The sequence below is a fragment of the Anaerobacillus sp. QJM3NY_17 genome, from assembly GCF_056173665.1.
Window position 1 is genome coordinate 3,490,890 of record NZ_CM149685.1, and the last position, 24,118, is coordinate 3,515,007.

The following is a 24,118-nucleotide window of genomic DNA, read 5'->3' on the forward strand; positions in this document are numbered from 1 at the left end:
CTAATACCTGATATCTAGGTGGCATTAATACTCGATTCTTTATTAGGTTTCTTCCTGATTATTGTAAGTATATATAAATATAAATACACTGGAATCAATACAATAATCAATGTATCTGTATTCAATGAATAGTCAGATAAAAGAAAAGACAAAACTAATCCCGATAATGAATAAATTACAAACTGAATGAGGGACTTGTATTTAGATAATGGTAGCAGCCTAACCAATCCATCCGCGATAAAAGTTGTAGGGAGTCCGTAAAGTATATAAGAAAAACCATAAAAAATGGTAATGCTATTAAAGTTCCAGTTGTATCAGTATAATCGCTTTCTAGTCCAAGTACCCATCTAAGAAAAGACTCTCCAATTATTGAAACATAAACTGAAACAGGTGCAGATATTATTATTGCTAGTAGTATTCTTAGTAAGTAATTCAATGAAAGCCTCCATTTATTTGGTTCTTGTGCTCCGATCCTTATTTCCAATTATTTGTTACTAAAGAATTGCTCCGAGATAATTGAACAAAGCAGGTTATAAATATTACTAAAATGAAATCATTAGCAACTTTTTAACCTCTTCATATAACTTCGGATGGTTTTCAATCGAAACATATTTCAACCTGGTACCAGAAGGATCTTGGTAAATGAAAGAACCATCTTCAAACATATTAATAAAATAGGTTTTCCCCTGCAATTTTTCATTCTCTGCTAAAGCAATTATGTAATTACCACTTTCATTTAATAACTTATTCTTCTCTTTGATTTTTTCTGGTTTTTGTTCAGTTACTTCAACACTTTCTATCTTTTGTATAAAGGTACTAATCTTATCAATATCCTCTACTTCTTTTTTAGTCTCTTTAATTACCACTCCATTATTATCTACACCTTGTATAGTGAGAAATTTATACTCTCCTTGAATTTCAATAGTATCGGATCCGGCCCCGCACCCACATAGGATAGTAAAACTTAGCATTGACACTATTATTACTTTCATTAGATTCATTTCAATTCACCTAACTTCCAACAACTGTACTGTGTTCAAGACCAATCATTTCAAAAAGAAGCAAGTTTCTCAATCATAATTTCTAAAAAGCTTATCTATTAAAGATAAGCTCCGAGATTCCGTAAGACTTGAAGTCAAGATATAAACTTAATGTTGTGCGAAAATCTTTCTTTTCTAACTTGACAAACACCCCGATTAGTCAGGATCAGTATTTATGATTTTTCAGTGAGTTGATATGAATTCTTTTATTACTTTTGCATACGTTTCTGGTTCCTCGTACCTCGGAAAATGCCCACTTTCATTAAATATAGATATTTTACGGTTGGTCTCTCCATTCGCAAATGCAGTCAGTTGATCATTACTGGTCACCCAATCATATTTACCTTTCATCAATATCATCGGACAAGTAATCGAATCGAGTTGCGGTAACAATGATTCAAATACTTTCCCTTCTTGATATAACTTTTGTTGATGATTCGCTGCCCGTTCCCAATTTTCCTGTGGAATACCGGAGTTTTCAACAAGACGATCAAAGAATTGTTTGTCTTCCCCATGGACATACAAATTGTCCTTATGTTCCCCCAAGTCAATAAGAGCCTCTATACATTTTTCCCAAACCTTTTCAGTTTCTCTTATCTTTGAAGCAGCAAGGTACTCATTGACCTTTTCATATTTTTCTAATCTTTTATACTCCTCAACTGCTCCCGTAATTAGTGAGCGAGCAGAGCTCTCCAGGTCAAGCGTCGGGCATTCCAACAATAGATATGTTACCTTCTCCGGATAATCCAATTGATATTGAACAGCCCAATACCCGCCAAATGAATGACCAATGAGACCCCACTTTTCTATACCCAGTTGGTTACGAATAGCTTCACAGTCCTCTACCAGATCACGAATTCCGAAAGACTCTTCGTTTTCGATTGGATCCGATCGAAGCACCCCTCTTTGATCTATTGCAATGACCCTCATAAATTTTGAAAGTCGTTTACCTTGATGTTCTATGAAATCATAGGAACCAACTCCAGGTCCGCCATGTAAATACAAAAATACAGGTAGATGGTCATCACCATGAACCTCATAATAGATTTTCTTATTATTAACCGTTAAATAGTCAGACACACACTTTCTCCTTCCTTATTAAACTGATAATTATATAATTAAGTCAGTAATAATTTAAATGAATATCCTTTTGGGTCAGATTCTACAAGTGAACCCTTTAGTTGAAAATTATGTTTCCAATTAATCCAATTAGAAGCATTAAAATAAAGCTTCCAAACAGCAAATACCCAACCAGCTTAATATGCATGGGTAATTCCTATCCCATTTTCAGTATAATATTCCATATATTGTTTAGAGGCTATAGCATTATTGAACGTTTTATTTTGGTTTCCATTACTCACAGACGTATTGCATTTCCAATATAGAAGTTCAACGAATTCCTCATTCTCATCTGCCTGAAACCCTCATATTAAACATACGATTTAGACTGAATTTAGTTTCATAACGCTAATTATCTTGAATTCAAGTCTTCCACAATCCTGCCCTTTAACTGAACAACTACTTCTATTATCCACATCACCAATATTAACATATTATTCCACAAAATCACTGAACTCCCCTATTCACAAAACATATTTTCTAATAAACTTCGGTTAGAAACATTCAAAAAAGAAAAGACTAGAAGCATTCTATTGTATTGGGAAGGAATTTGGTCATGACATTTCCTGTTATTCATACAAACTTCTGGGACGCTGTTCTTGCGGTGCCTGTAGTGATGATTCTGACACAATTAATCAAGATTCTCACACCTATACCTCGTACCTTTGTTCCAACACTAGCGATCATTCTAGGACTTGTGATCTCAGTCTTTTATAGCCATCCTCATCACCTTGTAGCTGGTATCTTTATGGGTTATTTTTACGGATATGCAGCGATTGGAAACTATGCATCTTTAAAGACATCGCTTCTAGCATTAAAAAAGAAAAGAAGAAATAACGAACATTTTTCATAATCGAATGTCAATCCATATTAAAAGAGCGGACCTCCGAAATCCGGAAGCCCGCTCTTTTGTCTTTGTTTTATTCTTCGCCTAGTTCAACGTTATGATATACCTGTTGCACATCTTCTAATTCTTCAAGCGCATCGATCATTTTCAAAAACTGCTCCTGATCTTCTCCAGCAAGCTCAACGTCATTTTGGGCAAGCATCGTAAGTTCAGCTACGGTAAACTCAGTAATCCCCGCATTCTTAAATGCTTCCTGCACCGCATGGAACTGGTCAGGTTCAGCATAGACGATAACAACCTCATCTTCTTCCATAATGTCACGCACATCTAGATCTGCTTCCATTAACAACTCAAGTACTTCATCTGCTGATTTGCCTTCAATTCCGAATACGGCTGTGGAGTCGAACATGTAGGCAACTGAACCGTTCACGCCCATGTTTCCACCATTTTTCCCAAATGTTGAACGAACGTCAGATGCCGTGCGGTTTACGTTGTTTGTTAACGTATCAACGATCACCATGGATCCGCTTGGACCAAATCCTTCATAACGAAGTGTGTCGTAATTTTCATCTGCTCCGCCTTTCGCTTTTTCAATCGCCCGGTCAATGATTGCTTTTGGTACGTTATATGTTTTCGCACGTTCGAGAACTAAGCGAAGAGCCTGGTTAGCTACTGGATCCGGTTCACCCTGCTTTGCTGCTACATAAATTTCACGACCAAACTTTGCATAAATTCGACTTGTATTCGCATCTTTTGATGCTTTCTTTTCCTTAATGTTATTCCATTTACGGCCCATTCTATTTCACTCTTTTCTACTAGTTATCTGTTGCATGACAAATTCAAATTACTCTCTATACGTCTCGTCAATTATACCATATTTTACAGTTAACATTTGCTTTAGGGACTTGGATGAAATAGAAATAATAGTAAACTAATAGAAAAGAGGAGTGATCATTTGAGTCAGAAAAGATTGCGAGATTACGGAGTTACAATCGGGGAAATGGAGCCTGGCGAAAAAAATGCGATTACGGACGTGGAAGGAGTAACCGTCGGACATACCACTCTGAATAATGGGGAGGTTCAAACTGGCGTAACAGCGATCCTACCGCATCAAGGGAATCTGTATCAGCAGAAACTAATCGCATCCAGCTATGTTCTTAACGGGTTTGGTAAAACAATGGGAACCATTCAGCTGAATGAGCTTGGTACGCTTGAGACGCCAATTATCTTAACGAATACATTAAGTATCGGAACGGCTGCCGATGCGGTGTTTGATTATATGTTGGAACAAAATCCTGAGATTGGCAACACGACCGGCACGGTTAATCCTATTATCGGCGAATGTAATGATATGTTCTTAAATGATATTCGAGGGCGTCACGTTCGAAAGCATCACGTTCATGAAGCAATCGCAAATACTTCTAGTACATTAGAGGAAGGCTCTGTTGGAGCTGGGAGAGGCATGCTATGCTACTCGTTAAAAGGTGGAATTGGCACTGCTTCAAGAAAAATAAAACTCCAACATGGGAGCTATACCATTGGTGTCCTTGTTGTCACAAACTTTGGTATTCTTCGTGATCTGCACGTGAATGGAAAGAAAGTAGGCAAGAAGTTAAAAGAAGCTCTTCTTCATTCATGGGAAGAAAGGGATAAAGGGTCCATCATGGTGATTGTTGCAACAGATCTTCCCGTTTCTGAAAGACAGCTTCATCGCATTATTAAACGGGCTTCTACAGGTCTTGCAAGAACAGGATCGATTATCACAACAGGTAGTGGTGAAGTTATCATTGGGTTTTCCACCGCTAACACAGTCTCTCATCAATATAAACCGCAAACTCAATCACTAGAAACCATTCATGAAGAAGAAATCGACACCGCTTTTCGTGCCGTTGGGGAAGCGACGGAAGAAGCCGTTCTGAATTCGTTAGTAACCGCCACAAATGTGATTGGACGAAAAGGGAATGAGAGACCAACGTTAATGGATTTACTTCAGAAATTTAGTATGAAACTTACATAAAATAAAAATCCTCCCGTCATCACGACAGGAGGATTTTATTTTCTTAACGGTTGCGTGCTACATAAGGATAGATTGGGTTTTTCAATTGGAATTCATACGTATTGCCATCAACGATTCCAACGACCTTATTGCTATCGTAAAGATCTAGCATAAAGTCTGCCATTTCTTTTGCTGTATGGAACTTTGGCACAGTCCCTTCATATTCGAAATTATCTACATCCATTGAACGGTTTGCAAATTCTGTCTCCGTCGCTGCAGGTGCCAGAACTTTAGCCTGCATTTTTGCTCCCTGTCCTTGAAGCTCCTGAGCAAGTCCTTCTGTAAAGGCACTTACAAAGAATTTCGTTGCACAATACGTCACGGCATCGGCTACGATCGTATAGCCTCCACCAGATGAAACGTTAATCAATTGCGTTCCTTCTACATTCGCATAGTCACGAACATACAAGGACGAAAGAATCGTTAACGCCTCATTGTTCAAACGAAGCATTGTTTCAATTTTAGGAAGCTTCTGCTCACCAACTGGATCGAAATTACCGAATCCTGCATTGTTAATAAATGTTTCAATTTCAATATTTTCTAAGCTTTCATAAAATGCGTAAACATTATCATTCAAAGATAAATCTGCTTCACGAATAATCACATCAAGGTCAGAATTGATTTTGTGTACTTCGCTTTTCAACTCTTCTAATTTGGCTGTGCGACGCGCAGCAATGACAAGGTTCTTCCCTCTTGCCGCAAACGCTAGTGCAGCTTCATATCCAATACCTGAACTTGCTCCTGTAATAACGGTGTACTTCATGCCAATCCCTCCACTTATTCATTATGATACAATCTTATTGTAGACGTTTGAGTGCACTCTAAGTCAAACGATAACTAAAAAGTAAGAGGCGATTGAATGTACTCGATAAGTGAAATAGCCGAAAAGGTTGACATAAGTGCTCATACCCTTCGTTATTATGAAAAAGAAGGAATCATTAAGCCTGTTCGTAATGATAGTGGTGTTAGACAATTCGACGAAAAGCACTTGCAATGGTTGCAATTTGTTAAGAAATTAAGAGAAACCCAAATGCCCGTATCCCAGATCAAAGAATATACGCGGCTATTTCTAGAAGGAGAGCACACGGCGAATGCCCGTCTTAATCTTCTTGAAGAACACCAGCAGTATATTCGTGATCAAATTGAAACACTGCTCGCGACGGATGACATGTTAACAAAGAAGATTTCAACTTATAAAGAACTCATGAGGAAATCTTTAGTTAAATAATGGAGAGAAAAACCCGATTCCTTTCTTGCGTTAGAAAGGAATCGGGCTTTGATCACTATTCATCGTTTACTTGTCTCTTTCGCTACTCCAAATGCGCATTACTTGTTCAGCTGAAAAAGCAAGTTGTGCTTTCGCGATGTCTGGTTTAAGCGCATGTTGTAGTGAATGGCATCCCTGCTGTATCGAAACAACTCCAGTTAATTTCTCATATAAGTTATGCACTGGTTCAACGACCTGTCCTGCTAATGCAATGCAAGGAACACGATGCTTTTTGGCTAGTTCTCCAACACCAGCCGGTACTTTCCCATAAGCCGTTTGACGATCGATTTGCCCTTCACCAGTAAAAGCAATGTCCGCGACAGACAGCTTTTCCTCTACTTTTAAAAGTTGAAGCATCCACTTTATACCAGGTACATAAGTTGCGCCAAGAGAATAGAGAGCTCCGCCAATTCCACCGGCTGCACCAGCACCTTTTTGTCGTTCGGATATAGAAAGAAGGTCTGCCACTCTATGAAGGGCAGCATCGTAAGAGGGAATCTCTTCTTTCTTCATCCCTTTTTGTGGTCCAAAAACATAAGCCGCTCCACGTTTTCCTGCGTAAGAATTATCTACATCTGTCACCAAATAGAGGTTAGCGCTCAGCTTCGTGTTACTTTTACGGATCGTCATCGTATGTTGCAAAGGGTTATGGAGGAGTGGCAGTTCTTTACCGGAGTGATCTAAACACGTATATCCAAGTGCTTGTAACATTCCAAGTCCTCCATCCGTAGTACCAGTCCCCCCGAGAAAAACGTAAATGTCACTTGCGCCTTTGGCCTCTGCATCCTGAATTAATTCACCGACACCGTAGCTTGTTAACAGTGAAGGTTTAAGTTCTTCAGAAGAGATCAAGTGTAATCCAACTGCTTCAGCTGATTCAATATAAGCAGTTTGACCCGCTCGATAATACCGAGCATCCCTTAACTTCCCGTCTAGCTGATGAATCTCCGCCGTCTCGAACTGTCCGGGAATTGTCTGGATTGCCTCTAGTGACCCTTCTCCTCCATCTGCCACAGGAATAACTTCAACGAAACTATTTGGGAAGACTCTCTTAACACCTACCTTAACTGCTTCACCTGCGTCCTTCGAGGAAAGAGAACCTTTGAATGAGTCCATTGCAATCAATACATTCATTTCTCCACCTCCCTGGCTATTGAATCAAAAAGCTCTTCACCTGACTAGGTAAAAACAATATGTTGGATTCTTTGTGTTGATTATCAACCCTAACTTCATTTAAATTCGCTTCCCTCACTTTATAAATAGTGGGATGATCTAACCTAATCGTTTGATCTTGACGAGAAGGATTATAATATCGAATGATGAAAGCATCTTCAGATTCAGCCTTTTTCAACGTACTCATCACTAGCTCTGTTTCTTCAAAAGAAAACCAACTGAATTCAGAAGGAACTTGAACGTTTTCTGGATTCAACTTCATTGCATTATGCGGGATTTTGTTATACGAAAGAAAAGGGCTGACATATCTTTTCACACGTTGGGCTACTTTAGCTGCATCTCGATTTCCTTCCACATATGCGAATCCAAAGTCAAAGGTATATTCGCCAAGCATTTGTGAATCAGGTGTTGGTAATTTGATTCCTGATGGACGTCCTGGTCGTCGAACAAGTTCTTCCTTTCCAAGAACACCAACGCTTCTAAAGAGCGTGAGCGCAATAGTGTCAAAACGCTCTCCAATAATCTCATATTCTCTCACGCTGTTTGTCATGACCATGGCTGTTTTTTTCTCATCTTCTAGTCCCACATAACTAAGGAAAGGATAAATCGCATCCGGTCGCTCATCCCAACCTTCTGACTCCCAAACCGCCATTCCATCATCGATAACGTTACGATCAATTGTACCAAATTGTTGATCTGCAAAAGAAAAAGAACTGGAAATATTTGTTGGAACTATGACGCGGATCCGGTGATCTTTCGCATTATTTTTAACTTTACATGAAACTTCGATCGCATTACTTTCAATTGGAATCGTAAGCTCAATATGGAAATATATGGTTTCCATACGCCCATCATCTTGCTTTCTCGCTTCAAGATCCGCCGGTACAATCCATTGATAAGCGATCTTAACATGATGAGTATGTGGTGTTGACTGTAAACTGATTTGAGCATCCGTTATTTCCTCAGCACTAAAGCGTGGTATTTCTCCTTCTAAAGGAGAGAAATCATATTCATCTCCATCATCCCCAACATTCTCAAGTCCAAGAACGCCAACATGAGTTTGACCAGTCTGTTTATCAGTTAGTGATAACGTACCGTTTTGCTCAAACTGAATCGAGTAAGCAACCGTTTCAACGGAGCGATGGATTTCTCTTGGAAGTGCTAGCTGATGATCGTTTGTTTCAACTACATAGTAAGTGTGATATCCGATACCAGGAAGTTGGGTTTTCACTTCAATTGTAAATTCCACAAATGGATCATAGTTTCCGTAATGCACGATTTGTCGGTCAATTAAACCGGGATCAATCACTTTTGTAGAAAGAATTTCATATTCGAGTTCTTTTCCATGGTCGTCCATGAGTTTAAATGAACTAAACTTTGTCGTGACAGTCGTTGTTGTTACTTCTTCGCGCTCCTCAGGAAGAAGATTAAAGAAAACAAGACGATCCTCTTTGCGATCTGTATTGATATGGTCTGTGATTTTACGTTTATAGAAATCGACCAAGCGGTCTGTCCGTTCTTCAGCATTCTGGAAGCGCGCCATAATTTCCGCATGAACTTTATCAGAACAGCAACATCCGATACTATCGTGTGCATGGTTTTTCATAATTTCTTTCCATATCGGCTCAATTAAACCGTGATGATACTCAAATCCTAGTTTGTAGGCGAGTGATGCTAAAGGTTCTAGATGATTCGTCAGTTTATTCTCAATCCGAGTATTTGCTGCTTTTATATCCGCTCTAGTTGAGTAAATACTTCTATGGACTCGCTGGTATTTACCGTGAAGAAACTCACCGTAAATCTCATCAAGACCTTCATTTTTCTCGATTCTCTCGAGCAAGTCTTCATAACGACTTAAGAAAAACTCTCTTTCTGGATAAAGTTTTTTCAATACCGAGATTATTTCATATATGTTTTGCTGGATAGGCATCTGGTCATGTCCATTTGGAAGGAGCACATCTTCGCCTGTAGCGCCTCGATCGAGCACAGTAAAATATTTATCCATTCTTTTTTGTAATGCAGCTTCTTCTTCAGGTAGATACTTCCCAATGGCATAACCAAGCGGCATAAGTTGTACAAGAACTTTTGACTCCCCAGGAGCAGTCCAATAAAATTCGGTTTTATCCGTACCGTGATTCTCAGAAGTTCCTCTCCAGAAAATCGAATATTTAATATCAAACCCATTTAGAATTTGCGGCATCTGAGCAGATTGTCCAAAAGAATCAGGGAGATAGCCAATTTTCATTGGCTCACCAAATTCTGCGCTATCTTTTATACCGTAATAAAGATTTCGTACAATGGACTCTCCCCCAACAACCATCTCGTCCGTCTGCGTGTACCACGGACCAATAATCAACTTACCTGCTTGAACAAGTTTCTTCACGCGTTCTCTTTGCTTCGGACGAATTTCAAAAAAATCCTCTAAAATCGCTGTTTGTCCATCTAATACATAGTAAGGATAATCAGGATCGTTTTCTAATCTTGTTAGAATCTCTTCCATATTATTTACGAGTAAAATCCGTGATTCTTCTGTTGAAAAATACCATTCTCGATCCCAATGCATGTGAGGGACGATGTGGACGTTTTTTGTCATAGCTGCTCACCTCATTTAAAAATTATGCTGCTTGTTGCTTTAATGCTTTTTCATATCCATATTTTTTGATCTTTTGTTTTCTCGTTAAGATAAGAAGGATCGTTGAAATGGCTGCACCAATTACTGCGGCACCAAACCAAATGACTGCATTCATAACCCCGCCCGTTCCTCCTTGAAGGAGAGCAAGTGAGAAAATACCTGCGCCAGGTACGTTTAACCCGATATTCGCTACAGAAATAATCGCTCCGGTCACCGCTGATCCCGCTACAAGTGAAGGAATAACGCGTAATGGGTCATTAATCATAAACGGAATGGCTCCCTCCGTGATTCCTGCTAAACCAAGAATCCACGTCTGTTTTCCAACAGCTTTTTCACTTTGATTAAACGATTTATTTGCAATGATGGTAGCTGCTGTAACGGAGAAAGCGGAAACCATTTTTACTGAAGCGAAAGTGGCATAAGGAATAAAGTTACCGCTCGCCATGGCTCCAATACAGAATGTGTATGCGGCTTTATTGACTGGACCGCCTAAATCAAAGGATACAAAACCTCCAATCAATGCTCCTAGAATAATCGCATTCGTTCCTGTCATACCATCAAGCCCGTTAAGTAGAGTTTCATTTAGCCACGTAACTGGCTCGCCAACGACAAATAACATAATTAAAATGGTGATAAGAGAACCGAGCACCGGATACACCCAAAAGCTTACAAATCCTGCAAAAGTACCACTAGGCTTAATTTTTTGCTTCATGTATTTCAGTAGATAACCAGCAAGGAAACCACCAAGCATCCCACCAAGGAATCCGCTTCCAATCATATTGGCCGCGACACCAGCTGCAAATCCAGGTCCGAGACCAGGTTTATCCGCGATAGAGTATGCCATGTAGGCAGCAAGGATCGGAACCATTAGTGTGCTTAATAACAGCCCACCTAACGTTTTAACCTGGAATAACCATGATCCCTCGGTTGCTAGTACATCTTCTAATCCGAACCCTTGCGCAATAAGCGTTGCAAATGCTGAAATCATCCCACCTGCAACGATGATTGGAATAATGTACGAGATTCCCGTTAGAATTGAATCTTTTATTTCGGTTTTAAAAGGTTTGTTGTCTTCATCTTCACTCATCTCATCTAGATGTTCCGTGTTTGAAGTGGAAGATTGTTTCTTTTGAAGAACTTTTTCAATTAATCCTTTGCCATCTTTCATAGGGGAAGCCACATTCGTTTTCACAGTAGGTAAGTGTTTGAAGCGTTCTTGGTCCTTTACAGCTACATCATTTGCGAAAATTACGCCTACTGCTTCACTTAAGTCTTTCTTTGAATGACGACCTTCAATACCATTCGCACCTTGCTTCTCTACTTTCATTCTTACATTCATTTCTTTTGCAGCCTTCATTAAAGCCTCTGCTGCCATATAAGTATGAGCAATCCCTGCTGGACAGGCCGTAACACCTAGCACAAGCGGTCGAGTCTCCTTACTTGTGACTTCTTCCTCTTGCGGTTTCTCTTCAGCGTCACCAAGAGCCTCATATAACTCATTTGCTGTTTTCATTTTGACTAATTGATCTTTATAAGTTGAATCAGATAGGCGTGTGACTAACTCTGCTAAGAGAGAGACATGTGTTGATCCTGCTTCCGCTTCAGGGATAGCCAGTAGAAAAACCAAATCAACCTGGTTTGTCGGATCCACACTTTCCCAATCTTCTATTGGTTTACTTACTGTCGCTACAGCGAAGGCTGCCTCTTTAACACCTTTCGATTTACCGTGCGGAATCGCAAGTCCACCTTCAAAACCTGTCGGTGAAAGCTTCTCTCGTTCTAACACAGCGTTGAAGTATTGATCTCTATCTGATAGCTTTCCTGCTACTTCCAGCGCTTCAGTTAATGATTCAATCGCTTCACGTTTTGTAGCATTATTTTGATTTATCTTAATTAAATCGAGAGAAGTGACGTTTTGTAGATTCATTTTTTACCTCCTCATCAAGTAATCGCTTACAAACTCATCATAATTGTTTTAAAGGTTCGGATCGCCATTTTGTTAGCGCATTCACAAAAACTATTAGAAATAGATAAGCTCTGTGTATTTATACACAGAGCTTACGGTAAGATTCAACTAATAACCGAGCAATCATGGCCATAGGAACGAAATTTGTAGTGTTATAGCCTTTTGTCTCTTCTTTTGGAGCGTAACAATATAGCATTAAATCAGCTAGCTCAGTTAAGCTACTTTCGCCAATATGACTCATTCCAATGATTCTAGCTCCTTGATTTTTCGCATATTTCCCAAGATCAAGAGTTTGATCTGTTTCTCCTGATTGACTTAGCAGAATGACAACGTCTTTCTTAGTAAAGCGTTGTAAGGATGCCATATTCTCATGACGGTGTTCAGAAAAAGTAACATCTTTATGAAATGGCTTAATGTTCATCACAATTAATTCACTTATATAAGAATGTGCTCCCGCCCCAAACACTAGAAGACGTTGAGAATGATGAATCCACTCACTAGCCAATTGAATCAACCGCTTATCCGTTAGTTCCATCGTTCGTTCCATTTCATATTGAAAAGATGGGCTTTTTGTTTCTTTTGTGGCCATTTCATCTTTCAATCTAAGTTTCAATTGCGTAAACCCTTCATACTCCAATTTCTTCATAAGTCTCATAACAGAATTCGGTACTGTATGAGTTTGCTGGGCAAGATGTTGCACTGACATGTTGACAACATCCGATCGATTTTGGAGAATGTATTGAATAATTTGATCTTCGAGATCCGTTAATTGAAATTCAAATTTACGATATCGATCTGCTAAAGATAACATGCTATACCAGTCCTTCAGTTAGATTAGTAGCTCTATTCTACCATCCTTTACTATTATGTACTAAAGCCATATGATTTTTTATATCGTGGATTTTTACTTCGAAGAAAGAGATGCGCCCTCATTCCATCTTCGGACACATCTCTTCTTTTTTCTTATAACCTCATCATCTCTGACACCCATTGATCTCTATGAATGACTTCAACTGTGGCGTTCTCATTCTCGTGATCTTGAATCACGTTCTCCAAGAAAGCAGATGAATATCGAACCTGTCCTTTTCCAAGTTTTCCATTCTTTCCGAGTACTTCCACAACATCTCCAACCTCAAAAGAGCCAACTACTTGCTTGATTCCGCCATAAAGCAAACTTTTGCCATTTAAAACAATCGCTTTTTCTGCACCCTCATCAATATAAAGCTGACCTGATACGTGAGAGTGCATCGCAATCCATTGTTTTTTAATTGGGAAAGATGTTGCTTTCTCTCGACTGATATAAGTTCCATCTCCGACACCAGAGAGAATTCGAAGTAACTTTTCGCTACCTGTTTCATGACCAATAAAAACTCGAACGCTCAGATTTAAAGCTGTCTTTGCTGCGATTAGCTTTGATTTCATGCCCCCAGTTCCAGCACTCGAACCAGCTCCCCCTGCTTGCCCAATCATCTTGTCGCTAATTTCAGTGAGAGAATGAAACTTGATGGCATCAGGGTTAGTTGCTGGGTTGGAATCATATATACCGTTCACATCCGTCAAAATGATCAATTCATTTGCATGCACAAGTCCACTTACAAGAGCTGAAAGCATATCGTTGTCACCAAACTTTAACTCTTCCGTTGAAACCGTATCATTTTCATTAATAATCGGCATGACCCCTCTTGCCAGCAATTCAGAAAGCGTATCAAACGCATTTTTGTATCGTTCTTGATTCGAGAAATCGGGGCGTGTTAAAAGAATTTGAGCGACTGAAATGTTCCGCTGACTGAATTCCTCGATATAAGATTTAATAAGTAAACTTTGACCAAGAGCGGCTGCAGCCTGCTTTCCTTTTAACGTGACGGGTCTTGCTGGATATCCAAGTTCTTTAAAACCTGCCGCAACTGCGCCTGAAGAAACAAGAAGTACTTCATGTCCTTCCTGACGAATTAATGCGAGGGCGTTAACATGATCAATGAGCTTAACTAGATCAATTTCTCCCTTACCGTTTGTTAATGAACTGCTCCCAATCTTAACAACAATTCGTTTCTTTCTCATGTTACATCTCCTTATATGAATACGTTCTTTCACGTTAAAGTACAAAATGATTTTTAGTATCTTACCACAAAATTTCTTTTTTGTCGTACATTACTTTTACTCTTAATGTCTAAAAAAAGATCAACTCATTATTTGAGTTGACCTTTCTTTCATTTCTTTATAAATCATCAAATCCATTATCATCAGACACTTTTGTATACTGACGTGATTTCTGTTCGAAGAAATCACTTTTCCCAGCGTTCACATCCGCGTAGGCTTTGATCCACCGCATAGGGTTCTCTCGGTGACCTTCAAATGGGCGTTCGATACCAAGCTGATTGACGCGATTGTTTGCCATAAATTTAATGTAGTCATTGAGTTCGTTCATTGTAATACCAGGGAAACGATTACCAATAATGTATTCTCCCCATTTCATCTCAAGCTCAGCAGCTTCACGAAATGTATTGGTGATGAAATCATGATTTTCTTTCGTATTCAGTTCAGGATGCTCATTGAACAATTCTTTCACTATATTAACGAACAACGTCACATGCAGCTGCTCATCCCGATTAATATAGTTAATCATTGTTGAGGTAGACACCATCTTTTGATTTCGAGCAAGGTTATAAAAGAAAGCGAACCCGGCGTAGAAGAAAAGCCCTTCAAGAATAATGTCATAAACAATCGATTCAAAAAATGTTTGTGGAGTTGGATTTTTAACAAATGCTTCATAACCAGAAGCAATAAATTGGTTTCGTTCTAGGAGCACGTCATCATGCTTCCAATATTCAAAAATGCGGTCTTGCTCATTTTTATTTACAATGGAAGAAAGTACATAGCTATATGACTGATTATGCACAACTTCCTGGAACGAAAGCACCTGCATGAGCGCAGAAAGGCTTGAATCTGTTAAGTAATCCGCAACCTTACTTGAATAGTCGGTTTGAATCGAATCTAGGAAAGCAAGAAGACCAATAATTTTCTTAAACGTATCTTGCTCATCTTCGCTTAATGCTTCCCATTGCTTCACGTCGTTCGACATATTGATTTCAAACGGAGTCCAAAAGTTTCCTAGCATATTTTTGTACATAGGATATGCCCAGCTAAAGCGGACATCATCCCAGTTTAAAACGTTTGAGCTTTCTCCATTAATAATTCCAGTCGAGCTATTCGGTGCGGAGACATCGTATAGCTTTCTTTGTTGAATCGTAGTCAATTCCAATTCCTCCTTTAGCTTGCGCAACTTTCACAGTCGTCAATATCTACAGATGTACTTCGTGTATAGTAGGTTGTTTTCAAACCTTTTCTCCAGGCTGTTATATGAATGTTCAGTAAGTCTTTCGCTTTTACAGTACTTTGCACATAGATATTAAACGATATTGATTGGTCCACATGACGCTGTCTGGCTGCATTCTGCTCAATACTCCAAAGCTGATCAATGTGATAAGCCGATTTGTAATACCAGGTCGTTTCAGGTGAAAGATCAGGCGCTGTAACAGGAATTTTATAGTTCTTCTTTTCCTCAGAGTATTCTTTTTGAAAAATCGGATCGATTGATGCTGTTGATCCGGCTATTAAACTTGTTGAACTGTTAGGGGCAACCGCTAAAAGATAGGCGTTTCTGACACCATTCGTTTGGACCCTTTCCTTAAGGGACTGCCATTTTTCACTAACGTAACCTCGTTGATTAAAGTACTCCCCATTTTGCCAATCAGAGCCTTCAAAGAGAGAGTAGCTTCCTTTTTCAACGGCAAGCTCATGACTTGCCTGTATCGTTAAATAATTGATTGTTTCATATAGTTCGTCCGCATAGTCTGCCGCTTCATGACTTTCCCAGACAATCTCTTTTTTCGCAAGGAGGTGATGCCAACCAAACGTTCCAAGACCAATGCTTCTATACTTCTCATTCGTTAACTGGGCTTGAGGCACTTCGATCGTATTAATATCGATCACGTTATCCAGCATTCTTACTTGAATTGGAATTAATCGCTCTAGTGCATTAGCTGTAACCGCACGCCCAAGATTAATACTTGATAGATTACAAACGACATAGTCACCAGGCGTTTTCGTAATGATAATCTTACCGTCTTTCGTGAATTCCTCTTCAACGGTCGTTGCACTCATATTTTGCATAATTTCCGTACAAAGATTGGAAGCATAGATCATACCAGCATGCTTATTCGGATTCGCTCGATTCACCGTATCTCGATAGAACATATAAGGCGTCCCAGTTTCCAATTGTGATTTCATGACTCGCTTCATAATCTCAATAGCCGGCACGGTTTTTCTTGAAAGCTCAGGATGGTTCACACATTGCCTATATTTCATACGAAACTCTCCTGATCCTTTTTCTTTGTCATACACATCTTCTAGTGAAAAGCCCATCACCTGGCGTACTTCATGAGGATCAAATAAATGCCAGTCTCCACGGTCTTCCACTGCTTCCATAAAGATATCTGGAATACAAAGACCCGTGAAAAGATCATGTGTCCTCATTCGTTCGTCTCCGTTATTAAGCTTGGCATCAAGAAATTCGAAAACATCCTTATGCCAGACATCAAGATAAACAGCAACAGCACCTTGACGCTGTCCTAGCTGGTCTACGCTCACAGCTGTATTGTTTAATTGCTTCATCCACGGTAAAACCCCAGATGAATTTCCTTTAAACCCTTTAATATCACTACCACGAGAACGAATTTTCCCGAGATATGCTCCAATTCCTCCACCATTTTTCGAAACGGTCGCTACATCTGTATTGCTGTCATAGATTCCTCTAAGACTGTCATCCACCGTATCGATAAAGCATGAGCTTAGCTGTCCATAGCTTTTTCCTGCATTTGAAAGAGTAGGCGTTGCTACTGTCATATATAAATTAGATAGCGCCCAATACGCTTCTTCAATTAGATTTAATCTCTTATCTTTTGGTTCATTTACCATGAGCGTCATAGCAATGACTAGAAAGCGCTCTTGAGGTAATTCATACACATTCTTATCATGATCTGTAGCTAGATAGCGGTCTGCGAGCGTTCGTAGTCCGATGTATGTAAACAAACGATCTCTTGATGGCTCGATTAACTTAGCAACTTGCCCTACTTCATTCTTGGAATAAGACTGAAGGAGTGCCTTGTTATAAATCCCTTCATCTGTCAGCTGTTGAAGAAGGCGATAGAAGCTTCCCCCACCATATACCTCTTTCTCAGAACGATGTGAAAGAGATTTACGATAGAGCGAATGAAGATGAAAAGCTGCTGCCACATAAGTCCAGTCAGGTTCTGTTGCGCTGATTCGTTCAAGGGCATTTAAAACTAGAATGTTACCAACCTCTTCTTGCGTTGATTCTTCTGAAATACCATCAATTGTTTTTTCAATAAAACTCTCACTAGCAAGTGACGGGTACTCATCTAGGAGCGTTCTTACTTCCTCCATCATTTTTGTTACTGTCATTTCTGCTACAGTACTCATATACCTCTCTCCTTTATCCATCCAAAATAAAAAGCTCACTCTCGGAAGAGTGAGCCTGGAGAAAACGACAACGTATAAATGGACATACTCGTACATTTACCCTGCCATTTCTCACCCTCAACCCCCGAAGAATAGAAACGTTTTTGACTATACGGCAGGTCTACTGGCTTGTGCTTCTTCCTTGGCAAGCCTTCCCGGAATTAACTCCAGTGGTTTCTTGCCTCGTCCACACGACAGTTGCGGGGACAGCTCCGGATTCGACCGGATTCCCTATTAAGTCGTTCTACGACACCGTATACTCAATTATTAAATTACGTACATTTTACCCATATATAGTATTCCAAACATTTATATATCACTAAATATTGATAACTCCATCTTACATGATGCTTTAATTTAGCACAAGCTTTATTGTTACATTGACTTAGATTTATTTCAACTCTAAAGACACTCACCTATCACTTTCAACCTGCTCATGCATATATTGTTGATACCTAAAAAAGTTTCCTGAAGGAAAGAAAGGTGAGTATGATGAAAAGATCATCTTCGGTTAATTTTAAGAAATTGGCTGGCTATACACAACTCTGTCAGAAATTCGGTATTTTGAGTGAACAAGAAAGCAAAGAAATTCTACAAAAGTTAAGTGAGCATAAAACATAAAGTTCTAACTACGATTGAAAAGGAATCGAGATCACGATCCTTCCTCCCTTTTTATTGTCTTCGGCGTAAATGTTACCATTATGCTTTTCTACTATTGTTTTCGTAATCGATAGACCAATGCCAGAACCTGACTTGTCACCTGTATAAAATCGTTCAAAAACGCGCTCTGGATTCTCGCCAAAGCCTTTACCATCATCTTCAACCTCAATATAAACTTGACGATTATCTTGGTGGACATGTACTTCTATAACGGATGAAGCGAATCGAAGGGCATTACCGAAAATATTCATAAAAGCTTGCTTCATTTTATCACTGTCCATCTTAAGGTCTATGGTATGATCAATGTCATACCTTACCTCTATTTGCCGTTGATGTGCAAGTGGTTTTACCACAGTGATGACTTCCATCAACACGTGATGAAGATCGACTACTTCATAAGTAAAAGATTCATCTACTGTTTCTAACCTAGTTAAATAAGAAATGTCCTGCACGATCTTTTTTAAACGCTGCGTTTCTTTCACGATCACTTCAAGACTATACTCGACGTCCTGTCCTACGATTACTTCATCTAGAATCCCTTCCGCATTCCCTTGAATGGCCATTAGAGGTGTTTTTAATTCATGAGACGCATTTTGAAGGAATTCCTTCTGATCAAAATCATTTTTTCGAAGTTGCTCCGTTAGTTCTTGAAATGTCTTAGCAAGTTCATTGATTTCATCCTTTGTTTTAAGCGTCAACGGGGGTTGTTCCTTGCGCATCGTAAATTCCCTCATGTGATTGGCAAGTAATCGAGTTGGCCCCGCTATTCCTTTCTGCATAATAGCAGCAAGGAGCACGGCAACAGCAGCAGATACTAAAAGACTAACAGCCTGTGATTGCTGAATAATCCGATTGAAACCTTCAAGACTTTCTACCTTCGTAAATAGCACAATACTGCCAACTTGCTCTCGTGAAAGACTAATTGGCACTTCCTCTGTAACATATAATTTTCCTTTGTTTTCTTCATAATCAATTCGAACCACTTCATCGACATTCGAATAAATTGCCTTCTCGTTTGCATTATAAATTATAAATTGAGATGAGATTAAATTGCCTGCCATTTCAATTCTTCTGCGATCAAGTAACCCATTAGGTGGATTTTCGCCCTTCCACTGTCGATCTTCGAGCATCTGACTAATTTGCAATCCCTCTTTTTGCAGCTGTTCTCTCGTTTCGCGCACAAGATATTCTTGAAATAAATATTGAAATGAAATAGTAGTAATAAGCAGAATAACAACAATAAGAACGATATAACTAAGAAACAATTTGGTACCGATATTAAACTTCTTCATCGATTTTATAGCCGTACCCCCAAACTGTTGCAATCTTCGCTTGCGCATTTGCATCTGACATCTTTTTACGTAGCCTTTTCACAAGGTCATCAATAATCCTACCATCACCTACATATTGATAACCCCAAATGGCTTCAATTAATCTCTCTCTTGTAAACGGTTGTCCTGGATGTTGGAGGAGATAGGCGAGCACATCGTACTCTTTCGGCGTTAAAGGCATTTCTTCCTCATTCACTAATAACAGTCGTTTTTTCTTATTTAAACGTACGTTCTGAACAGTAATTTCTTGTGAAGAATGGTTTTTCTCTAGGCGATTCATCCGTTTGAATAGATTCTTAATACGCACAACAAGTTCTCTAGGGCTAAAAGGTTTCGTTAAGTAATCATCAGCGCCAAGTTCAAGGCCTAGTATCCGATCAAGCTCTTCATCTCTTGCGGAAACAACGATAACGGGAATGTAAGAATACTTTCTTAACCGTCGAAGGAGTTCAAGTCCATCAACATTTGGCATCATAATATCTAATACTAATAAATCGGGTTCAATTGTCTCTAGAGCACTTAACACTTCTGCCCCATCTGTAAAGGTTGAGACAATAAACCCTTCTTTTTTTAAATACTTCTCTAAAATATCACGTATATTTTGTTCATCATCTATCACAAAAACGTGCTCCATCTCTCTCAACTCCGTTCCCTTTTCACATCTTAGACGAAATGTGCTTTTCATACTCTTTATATTATCCTAGCCTTATCTGACAGTAAATCAGCCGCATGTCTTCAAAACATACGAAAGAGATAGGGGGCCCCTATCTCTCGCTAAGATTAGCTAAGTTTTTCAATCAGCTGATCAAGTATATCATTTTTTTGTTTCACAATTTCTTGAGCCTGCTCTCGCTTGGCTTCCATCTCTTCGCGCATTTCTTCTCTTGCGGCTTTCTCTTCGTCGGTTAACTCTGGACGCTCTCCACTTTCTTCAAGTTCCTGCTTCTTAGACTCTCTCTCTTCATGAGCAGCCTGTGCTTCATCATGCATCGCATCAAGCTGTGAGTTTAGATCAGCAAGCTCTTTCTGAAGCTCATCGACACCTTCAACACTAGAAGCATCCTGATCAAGCAAAAGGTCGATTAATTGATCTTTTTTCTCAGCAGTTGCCATTTTCAGTTCGCGATCTAGAGAGCGGTCTTCGAAGTGACCTCTTTTCCCATGATGTCCTCTAGTACCTGCCATCTCCTGGGTTTGCCCTACTGTTTGCTCTTCTATTTCAGTTGACTCGTCATCTGCCGCATTAACATTTGCTCCAGCTATCCCCCCAGCTAAAACCATAGAGGCAACACCAATCATCCATTTGTTCATCTTCATCAATCTCCCTTCATAGGTATGTTCTTACAATACCTATTATGGACAACAACTTACGAAGAAATTTGTAAGAATGATGTGAAAATGATGTGAGTTTGCTCTATCTCTTTTTTAATTGGTCGATCACTTTAGCATCCAAACTACGTACATGCAAATCACGCTGTGGAAACGGTATCTCAACGTTGTGATCTGCAAGAATTCGGTTAATGCGGAAGTTTAAATTACTCTTCGTTTCTACCGCTGCTTTTGGTGACGAGATCCAAATGAATAGTTGAAAATCAAGTGATGAATCACCAAAACCAAGGAAATTCACAAAAGGAGGAGGAGTCTCAAGCACATACATGGAATTCTCTTTTTCTTCCATAGCTACTTGAAGCAATAGCGATCTCACAAGTTCCACATCTGAACCGTATGCCACCCCTATTGGTAAAACGAGGCGCAATCTTGAGTCTCCATAAGAGTGGTTCACAACCTGCTCTTCGATAAAATACGAATTTGGCATAATAATCCGTTCATTGTCTAGTGTTCGAATAATCGTGGCACGCATGTTAATTTTTTCAATGTCTCCAATAACATCGTTTATGATCACTCGATCACCTACTTTAATTGGTCTTTCAAATAAAATAATTAAACCAGAAATAAAGTTATTTGCGATGTTCTGCATTCCAAAACCGATTCCAACCCCAAGTACTCCTGCAAAGACCGTTAAAGCACTTAGATCAATCCCGACTGTCGTTAAACTAATAACGACCGCTATCACCATCAATGTGTAATGAAAAACACGATTGAACGTAAATTGCAAGCCTGTATCCAGGCTGTATCGATCATAAAGCGGAGGCATAAGAAAGGAAGTTGCAATCTTTGAAAGTCGATTTGCAAGAGTAATGATAAATAGTGCAATTAATATAAGAAACAACGAGATTTCAACACTACCAATTGCAAATAATTGACTAAACATCCAACTGTTATCGGAAAAATAAAATAAAACAAATAGCAGGATGGCATACCCTGTTGTCCAATTTATAAATGAGAGGAAAGCTGGTCGAATACCGTTTGGGTAATTCTCCTCTTTGTCTCGTTTTGTCAGCCATAATTTGATCAGAAATCGAATCAGGAATAGACCTAGTATCACAGAAATTGTAATGACTATGTCCATAATGTTCGCATTGTCTAAAATTGAATGCACAAAAGGCAACCCCTTTTTTATTCAGTTATCCTTTATCATATCATGGAAATTGTAACCTCCGCAGGTCTTACACCGTCTAATTCTTTAAGAAACTTCTAATCGATTTACAAATAATCACGAAGCGGGGACAAACTTATGAGAAGATGGATCCTTCTTATCTGTACATCAATTCTTTTACTAGCAGGATGTAGTTCTAATAATGGAAACTTTTCAAATGAAAGTAGCGATATAGCTACTTCAACTGATCAATCCACAGATGAAAACCAGGGAGGAAATGAAAGAGAAAAAGAGAAAAATTCGTCTTCTATAGAAAAATCAGAAACGCCTGCCTTACAGCAAGATCGCAAGGTAATCTTCAATGCAAACCTTTCCTTAACAGTTGAAGGTTTACCTAAGGCTACTGCCAAAATCAAAGATCTAACTAGAACTTATAAAGGTTATGTTGTCGAAGAAAGTATTGCTTCAGAAGAAGATTCTCTCTTTGGATCAATGACCGTACGCATACCCCAACCTGAATTTGACTCTTATCTCAATGCAGTTGAAGGGCTTGGGAAAGGAGCTCCACAAAAATCGATATCCGGAACCGATGTCACCGAAAACTACGTTGATCTTACCTCAAGGCTGAAAGCAAAAGAAGCTGTTCAAAAACGACTGGAATCATTTCTTAACGAAGCAACTAAAACAGAAGATCTGTTAGCTATATCTAATGAGCTTTCCCGTGTACAGGAAGAGGTCGAACAGCTGAAAGGTCAACTAAATTACCTCAATAACCAAAGTGAATATTCGACTGTTACGATTTCACTCGAACAGCAGAAAATTATTGTTCCTTCTATTGATAAGAATGAATTTCAAACTCTAACAGAGGCAAAAAAACTGCTAATGACAACTGTAAATGGGCTCCTTTCCTTTTTCTCCACAGTGGCTGTACTTTTGATTGGTCTCTCACCTATTTTGGCCCCGCTCGTTCTTATAGGATTATTTTTCTTGTATAGAAAGCGAAAAAAGAAGAATCAAAAAGCCGATCAGCATACCTGATCGGCTTTTCCTTATGATGCTACATCACGTTTCGTGAATAGTAGCCATGACAATGACAAGAACAAAACAAAGTAGACGAGAAGCATGGTCAACGAGAAACCGAGCGTCATACTTTCAATTATAGGTGAACCATCGAAATAAACACTTAAGTCCGTATTGGCAAAGAGGATATACTTCACCCAATCGTATTGACTAAGAATAAAAGTAAGTTGGCTCCCTGTAAACATAAGGAATATAGCTAATCCAATCGCAAGAGAGGAACTTCTAAAGATACTCGATAGCATGAAAGCAAATGTTACCATCATAAGCAAATTCACACTGGCAAGTGCATATTCAACAATATAATGAATGGCCATACTCGTTTCGGCCACTTCCCCACCTGAATAAGTTAGGTATGGTTGATAGACTGCACTAAAACCAAGGAATAACCCGCCGATAATAAAAGAAGAAATGTATAAGATGACGAGAGAAAATAGCGCAAATAATAGCGTTGAAATAAATTTAGAAGCAAGAATTTTCGTGCGTGAAGCAGGTCGGATCAACAATAACTTAATGGTTCCCCACGAATATTCACTCGCTATAACACCTGCGCCGATAATAATCGTAAAGATGGAAATTAAACTCACAATGCCAGTTGAACTATCCATAAAACTCCATATTGAATCACTTTCTAAAGGGGGAATATCATTCTCTAACCGATATTCATTTATCGCAATAGAACGTTCCTGACTGTCTTTAAAGGCTTTGGGCATTCCCTCTGAATCTTTTAGCGTTTGTTCTGCCTGTTGGATCGCATTTTCAGAATCAGTGCGCCAGTTCGTAGTCTCATCACTTACATTCATATTAGTAAAAATGCCTGCTACAAGTACGGCTGCCACCACAAGTCCGATCATCACCCACGTTCCAACTCTTCTATAAATCTTCATGTTTTCATTTTGTATTAAATGTAGCATA

General features: G+C 39.1%; 20 protein-coding genes and 1 riboswitch. Of the genes, 4 read left to right on the forward strand and 16 right to left on the reverse strand.

Annotated features, from left to right (window positions below; genetic code table 11):
* Positions 1-542: 542 nt before the first annotated feature.
* Both AC0VYV_RS18125 and AC0VYV_RS18130 read right to left on the reverse strand, forming a co-directional pair.
* On the reverse strand, positions 543-1,001 hold the full coding sequence (locus AC0VYV_RS18125; protein ID WP_475374069.1) for a hypothetical protein: 459 nt from the start codon (positions 999-1,001) through the stop codon (positions 543-545).
* 222 nt (positions 1,002-1,223) lie between these two features.
* Positions 1,224-2,120 (reverse strand): alpha/beta fold hydrolase, encoded by an 897-nt coding sequence (locus AC0VYV_RS18130; protein ID WP_475365792.1) that lies wholly within the window; start codon positions 2,118-2,120, stop codon positions 1,224-1,226.
* Between the two features lie 595 nt (positions 2,121-2,715).
* On the opposite strand from AC0VYV_RS18130, the gene AC0VYV_RS18135 reads away from it, so the two are divergent.
* Positions 2,716-3,012 carry a hypothetical protein gene (locus AC0VYV_RS18135; RefSeq protein ID WP_475374070.1) on the forward strand — a complete coding sequence of 99 codons (297 nt, stop codon included), beginning with the start codon at positions 2,716-2,718 and terminating at the stop codon, positions 3,010-3,012.
* A gap of 67 nt (positions 3,013-3,079) precedes the next feature.
* Here AC0VYV_RS18135 and AC0VYV_RS18140 read toward each other — a convergent pair whose 3' ends face one another.
* Positions 3,080-3,802 carry a YebC/PmpR family DNA-binding transcriptional regulator gene (locus AC0VYV_RS18140; protein WP_194218880.1) on the reverse strand — a complete coding sequence of 241 codons (723 nt, stop codon included), beginning with the start codon at positions 3,800-3,802 and terminating at the stop codon, positions 3,080-3,082.
* A 204-nt stretch (positions 3,803-4,006) separates the two neighbouring features.
* Here AC0VYV_RS18140 and AC0VYV_RS18145 point away from each other — a divergent pair, with 204 nt between their 5' ends.
* Positions 4,007-5,023, forward strand: coding sequence for a DmpA family aminopeptidase (locus AC0VYV_RS18145; RefSeq protein ID WP_475369072.1), 1,017 nt, complete (start codon positions 4,007-4,009; stop codon positions 5,021-5,023).
* A 43-nt stretch (positions 5,024-5,066) separates the two neighbouring features.
* Here AC0VYV_RS18145 and AC0VYV_RS18150 read toward each other — a convergent pair whose 3' ends face one another.
* Positions 5,067-5,825: an SDR family NAD(P)-dependent oxidoreductase gene (locus tag AC0VYV_RS18150; RefSeq protein ID WP_194218879.1), complete on the reverse strand. Its 759-nt coding sequence runs from the start codon at positions 5,823-5,825 to the stop codon at positions 5,067-5,069.
* A 96-nt stretch (positions 5,826-5,921) separates the two neighbouring features.
* On the opposite strand from AC0VYV_RS18150, the gene AC0VYV_RS18155 reads away from it, so the two are divergent.
* Positions 5,922-6,290, forward strand: a complete 369-nt coding sequence (locus tag AC0VYV_RS18155; protein WP_475374071.1) for a MerR family transcriptional regulator — start codon at positions 5,922-5,924, stop codon at positions 6,288-6,290.
* A 66-nt stretch (positions 6,291-6,356) separates the two neighbouring features.
* Here AC0VYV_RS18155 and AC0VYV_RS18160 read toward each other — a convergent pair whose 3' ends face one another.
* From AC0VYV_RS18160 to AC0VYV_RS18210, 11 genes are all read right to left on the reverse strand, one after another.
* Positions 6,357-7,463 carry a glycerate kinase family protein gene (locus AC0VYV_RS18160; RefSeq protein ID WP_430247129.1) on the reverse strand — a complete coding sequence of 369 codons (1,107 nt, stop codon included), beginning with the start codon at positions 7,461-7,463 and terminating at the stop codon, positions 6,357-6,359.
* A gap of 16 nt (positions 7,464-7,479) precedes the next feature.
* Complete coding sequence (mngB, locus tag AC0VYV_RS18165) at positions 7,480-10,095, reverse strand: mannosylglycerate hydrolase (RefSeq protein ID WP_475374072.1); 2,616 nt, start codon at positions 10,093-10,095, stop codon at positions 7,480-7,482.
* 22 nt (positions 10,096-10,117) lie between these two features.
* Positions 10,118-12,061, reverse strand: coding sequence for a PTS 2-O-a-mannosyl-D-glycerate transporter subunit IIABC (gene mngA, locus AC0VYV_RS18170; protein WP_475374073.1), 1,944 nt, complete (start codon positions 12,059-12,061; stop codon positions 10,118-10,120).
* 118 nt (positions 12,062-12,179) lie between these two features.
* The gene (locus AC0VYV_RS18175) at positions 12,180-12,911 is read right to left on the reverse strand and encodes a MurR/RpiR family transcriptional regulator (protein WP_475374074.1); all 732 of its coding nucleotides are present in this window, start codon (positions 12,909-12,911) and stop codon (positions 12,180-12,182) included.
* 152 nt (positions 12,912-13,063) lie between these two features.
* Positions 13,064-14,158 (reverse strand): glutamate 5-kinase, encoded by a 1,095-nt coding sequence (gene proB, locus AC0VYV_RS18180; RefSeq protein ID WP_475374075.1) that lies wholly within the window; start codon positions 14,156-14,158, stop codon positions 13,064-13,066.
* Between the two features lie 157 nt (positions 14,159-14,315).
* A complete protein-coding gene (locus AC0VYV_RS18185) occupies positions 14,316-15,353 on the reverse strand; it encodes a ribonucleotide-diphosphate reductase subunit beta (protein WP_194218872.1) in 1,038 nt (345 codons plus the stop codon).
* A gap of 14 nt (positions 15,354-15,367) precedes the next feature.
* On the reverse strand, positions 15,368-17,599 hold the full coding sequence (locus tag AC0VYV_RS18190) for a ribonucleoside-diphosphate reductase subunit alpha (protein ID WP_475365799.1): 2,232 nt from the start codon (positions 17,597-17,599) through the stop codon (positions 15,368-15,370).
* 136 nt (positions 17,600-17,735) lie between these two features.
* Positions 17,736-17,910, reverse strand: a riboswitch (cobalamin riboswitch).
* 357 nt (positions 17,911-18,267) lie between these two features.
* Positions 18,268-19,638, reverse strand: a complete 1,371-nt coding sequence (locus AC0VYV_RS18195; RefSeq protein WP_475365801.1) for a sensor histidine kinase — start codon at positions 19,636-19,638, stop codon at positions 18,268-18,270.
* Positions 19,577-20,263: a response regulator transcription factor gene (locus AC0VYV_RS18200; RefSeq protein ID WP_475374076.1), complete on the reverse strand. Its 687-nt coding sequence runs from the start codon at positions 20,261-20,263 to the stop codon at positions 19,577-19,579. Before AC0VYV_RS18200 ends, AC0VYV_RS18195 begins: the two co-directional genes overlap by 62 nt.
* A gap of 146 nt (positions 20,264-20,409) precedes the next feature.
* Complete coding sequence (locus AC0VYV_RS18205) at positions 20,410-20,940, reverse strand: hypothetical protein (protein ID WP_475367933.1); 531 nt, start codon at positions 20,938-20,940, stop codon at positions 20,410-20,412.
* Positions 20,941-21,043: 103 nt separating this feature from the next.
* Positions 21,044-22,129 carry a mechanosensitive ion channel family protein gene (locus AC0VYV_RS18210; RefSeq protein ID WP_475367934.1) on the reverse strand — a complete coding sequence of 362 codons (1,086 nt, stop codon included), beginning with the start codon at positions 22,127-22,129 and terminating at the stop codon, positions 21,044-21,046.
* Positions 22,130-22,264: 135 nt separating this feature from the next.
* Between AC0VYV_RS18210 and AC0VYV_RS18215 the strand changes: the two genes are divergently transcribed.
* A complete protein-coding gene (locus tag AC0VYV_RS18215; RefSeq protein WP_475367935.1) occupies positions 22,265-23,164 on the forward strand; it encodes a DUF4349 domain-containing protein in 900 nt (299 codons plus the stop codon).
* Positions 23,165-23,175: 11 nt separating this feature from the next.
* Here AC0VYV_RS18215 and AC0VYV_RS18220 read toward each other — a convergent pair whose 3' ends face one another.
* Complete coding sequence (locus AC0VYV_RS18220) at positions 23,176-24,117, reverse strand: ABC transporter permease (RefSeq protein ID WP_475374901.1); 942 nt, start codon at positions 24,115-24,117, stop codon at positions 23,176-23,178.
* Between the last annotated feature and the right edge of the window lies 1 nt (position 24,118).

Excerpts from the sequence above, each read along its gene's own strand:
- AC0VYV_RS18145 (WP_475369072.1), top strand. The coding sequence starts at position 4,007 with ATGGAGCCTGGCGAAAAAAATGCGATTACGGACGTGGAAGGAGTAACC.
- AC0VYV_RS18205 (WP_475367933.1), bottom strand. The coding sequence starts at position 20,940 with ATGAACAAATGGATGATTGGTGTTGCCTCTATGGTTTTAGCTGGGGGG.
- AC0VYV_RS18160 (WP_430247129.1), bottom strand. The coding sequence starts at position 7,463 with ATGAATGTATTGATTGCAATGGACTCATTCAAAGGTTCTCTTTCCTCG.
- AC0VYV_RS18195 (WP_475365801.1), bottom strand. The coding sequence starts at position 19,638 with ATGCGCAAGCGAAGATTGCAACAGTTTGGGGGTACGGCTATAAAATCG.
- AC0VYV_RS18175 (WP_475374074.1), bottom strand. The coding sequence starts at position 12,911 with ATGTTATCTTTAGCAGATCGATATCGTAAATTTGAATTTCAATTAACG.
- AC0VYV_RS18125 (WP_475374069.1), bottom strand. The coding sequence starts at position 1,001 with ATGAATCTAATGAAAGTAATAATAGTGTCAATGCTAAGTTTTACTATC.
- AC0VYV_RS18220 (WP_475374901.1), bottom strand. The coding sequence starts at position 24,117 with ATGCTACATTTAATACAAAATGAAAACATGAAGATTTATAGAAGAGTT.
- AC0VYV_RS18155 (WP_475374071.1), top strand. The coding sequence starts at position 5,922 with ATGTACTCGATAAGTGAAATAGCCGAAAAGGTTGACATAAGTGCTCAT.
- mngA (WP_475374073.1), bottom strand. The coding sequence starts at position 12,061 with ATGAATCTACAAAACGTCACTTCTCTCGATTTAATTAAGATAAATCAA.
- mngB (WP_475374072.1), bottom strand. The coding sequence starts at position 10,095 with ATGACAAAAAACGTCCACATCGTCCCTCACATGCATTGGGATCGAGAA.
- AC0VYV_RS18200 (WP_475374076.1), bottom strand. The coding sequence starts at position 20,263 with ATGGAGCACGTTTTTGTGATAGATGATGAACAAAATATACGTGATATT.
- AC0VYV_RS18190 (WP_475365799.1), bottom strand. The coding sequence starts at position 17,599 with ATGAGTACTGTAGCAGAAATGACAGTAACAAAAATGATGGAGGAAGTA.
- AC0VYV_RS18215 (WP_475367935.1), top strand. The coding sequence starts at position 22,265 with ATGAGAAGATGGATCCTTCTTATCTGTACATCAATTCTTTTACTAGCA.
- AC0VYV_RS18135 (WP_475374070.1), top strand. The coding sequence starts at position 2,716 with ATGACATTTCCTGTTATTCATACAAACTTCTGGGACGCTGTTCTTGCG.
- AC0VYV_RS18140 (WP_194218880.1), bottom strand. The coding sequence starts at position 3,802 with ATGGGCCGTAAATGGAATAACATTAAGGAAAAGAAAGCATCAAAAGAT.
- proB (WP_475374075.1), bottom strand. The coding sequence starts at position 14,158 with ATGAGAAAGAAACGAATTGTTGTTAAGATTGGGAGCAGTTCATTAACA.
- AC0VYV_RS18150 (WP_194218879.1), bottom strand. The coding sequence starts at position 5,825 with ATGAAGTACACCGTTATTACAGGAGCAAGTTCAGGTATTGGATATGAA.